Consider the following 2720-nt stretch of genomic DNA (forward strand, 5'->3'; position numbering starts at 1 on the left):
CGTCGGAGGGCGCGAGGCTCAGTGTGTGCGCTGCCTCAGCTCGTACACTGTCCTGTCGGCTCCGGGGTCCGGTTCTGTGCTCCCGCCTGCAGCTCATCACTGATCTCCGAGCGCGTGAGGGCGTATCCCGTTTCATCATCGGTGGCAGAGCGCGCGAAGACCATCCCCACCACGTCACCGTTCGCGTCGAGCAGCGGGCCGCCCGAGTTTCCTTCGCGGACGATGCCGCGCAGCGAATACACCTCGCGCACCACCGAATTCGAATCGTAGATGTCGAGGCCCCGCGCGTCGATCGTCTCGCGTACTCGTGATGGAGAGATCGTGTAGGGCCCGTTCTGTGGGAATCCGGCAACCACGGAGTCGTCTCCGGGCCCCAGCGCATTGCCGAAGTCGAGAGCCGGAGCCTCGAGCTCGGGAACCCGCAGAACGGCCACGTCGGCCGCGGAATCGAATTCCACCACCTCGGCGGGGTAGGGCCTGCCTTTGCCACCGACCTGAACAGCAAGGTCCGTTGAGCCCGCAACGACGTGGGCGTTGGTGGCGACGAGTCCGTCACTATAGACGAACCCCGATCCTTCGGAACCTGTCGGACATGTGGTGGCAGTGGTCGTGATCTTGACAACCGATTCCTCGACGCCACGGCCGACGTCGACCATCGCCGAGTCGGGTTCGCCGACGCCGCGGATCTGCTCCGTCTGACCAGCGAACACCTGCGGGAAGCCGGTTGCCTTGAGACCCTTGGAGATATCACCGAGCGCGATCTGCGAAGAATACGGGATCGTCCGGTCCACGGCCGCAATCACCGATGAATCGGCGACCCACCGGTTGGGTTCGACCCAGGGTGTGGTCCGGATGAAGCCTGCCGCCAGCCAGATGACGAGGACATAGACGACTCCTGCGGTGACAGTGCCGCCGATCGAGTCGATGCCCTGCCCCAGCTCCGAGTCCATGGATCGTTTGATCCACGCGCCGACCCCGTTGCCGGCGAAGGCGAACAGGACGCTGAGGACGAGCGGCATCGACGCGAGGAGGATGACGACACCGGCGCTCTCCATTGCCTGGGTGCCTTCGCTCAGGCTTTCGACCAAGGGCGAGAGCACTCGGCCGAGGATCCAGCCGACCACGAAGCCGGCGGCGGTGCCGAGACCGATGATGAATCCCTGGCGGAACCCGGAGAAGAGCGCAGCGATCCCCAGGACGATGATAACGACGTCGACGAGCATCACGGCAGTCAGCGAATCACGCTTCTCGACGCGGCGAGAAGGCGATCGCGGGCGGAGGAGAACTTCTTCAGCTGGAAGCTCTCGATTTCGCGTTCCTTCTGACCGCCGACTCCGGCCAAGAGCCGCATGCGGGTCGTCGAGAGATCAGCGGAGGTCCGGATCATGGTGCGCATCTCCTCCTTGCCTCCGGGGAAGGTGTTCGCCCACTGTCTGCCGAACTTGCGCCCCTTCCAGGTTCCGAGCATGTCCACCTCGGCGTGCGTGAACCACCCTGTGTTGGCATAGTCACCGAGCATGTTCAGGGTGTGGAGTCGCTCGCTGCGGCGCAGGAGAATTCCGAGCACAACCCAACAAGTGGTGAGGATGAAGCTGAGCACGATGAGCCCGATGATCTGCGGGATCGTTCCGATCAACGAGAGACCGGTCATGGTGCCGTTCCAGATGCCGTGCAGGATCATGCCGACGAAGAGGCCGGGCAACCACATGAGGATGATCGCCCACCACTGCCATTTGCGGGCGGCGAAGCCGATCGTCACACCAGCGCAGGTGCAGAAGACGGTGTGCAGCAGAGGCGAGAACAGGCAGCGAAGCACGAAGGTCTGCCACAGTCCGGCTGCGGCTGCTTCCTCCCATGCGCCGCCGAGGTAGAGCACGTTCTCGGTGAAGGCGAAGCCGGCACCGATGAGGGTTCCGTAGACGAGTCCGTCGAGGGGTCCTTCGAAGTGACGTCGGGCCGCGAGGACGATGACGACGAGCAACACGGTCTTCGTCGTCTCTTCGACGATGGGCGCCTGGATGACGGCTCCGACAGCGTCGGGCATGGCCCCGACACCGGCGAAGTAGAGAGCGACCTGGCTGACGAGGGAGAAGACGAGGGTGAGGATGACCGCGGCCACACCGCCCCAGAGGAGGCAGAGCCCGAGGATGATCTTCGGCTGCGGTTTCCACCGGTCGAGCCAGAGCACATAGGCGATGATCCCGATGAGCGGTATCGCGGACAGTGCGATCAAGGCGAAGAGTCTGACGCCGAAGCTCAGACTTCCGAGCAGGGCGAGAACAGCCAGCCCGACTGTCAGTCCGACCACGGCCACGATGGCGATGGCGAGACGGATGATATTGGCCGTCGATCCTGGTTCTTCCACAGGCTGGGACTGTCGCACCGCCCCGGTCCACGGAGTGTCGGAGACCCTCTGCTGCGGTGCCTGCATGCGGGCGCGGACCCGCATCTCCTGGGTCACTGTCGGTGCGAATCGCGCCTGTTCGTAGACGCGCTGCTGCATCGGCGGTTGGCCCTGCATCTGCGGTTGGCCCTGCATCTGGTGTTGATTCATCGGACCGCCGAGGTGGGGGTTGCCCTGGCCCTGCGACGCCGGATTCATCCCCGGCTGAGGGATCTGACGAGGTGGCGGCTGGGGCCCCGGCCCCTGCGAGCCAGGACCGGGCTGCTGCGGACGAGGACGAAACCGATCATTGTTCGGGCGCTGAGGTGGTGGAGGT

At 64.7% G+C, this 2720-nt stretch carries 2 protein-coding genes; both read right to left on the reverse strand.

The genetic code is table 11. The features are described from left to right. Positions 1-35: 35 nt before the first annotated feature. On the reverse strand, positions 36-1223 hold the full coding sequence (locus L0G76_RS15480) for a MarP family serine protease (RefSeq protein WP_304358031.1): 1188 nt from the start codon (positions 1221-1223) through the stop codon (positions 36-38). 8 nt (positions 1224-1231) lie between these two features. Next, entirely contained in the window at positions 1232-2554 is a 1323-nt protein-coding gene (locus tag L0G76_RS15485; RefSeq protein WP_304358032.1) for a PrsW family intramembrane metalloprotease, read from the reverse strand. Positions 2555-2720 lie beyond the last annotated feature (166 nt).

This window comes from Brevibacterium picturae (assembly GCF_030453725.1).
In the GTDB taxonomy this organism is placed as follows: domain Bacteria; phylum Actinomycetota; class Actinomycetes; order Actinomycetales; family Brevibacteriaceae; genus Brevibacterium; species Brevibacterium sandarakinum_A.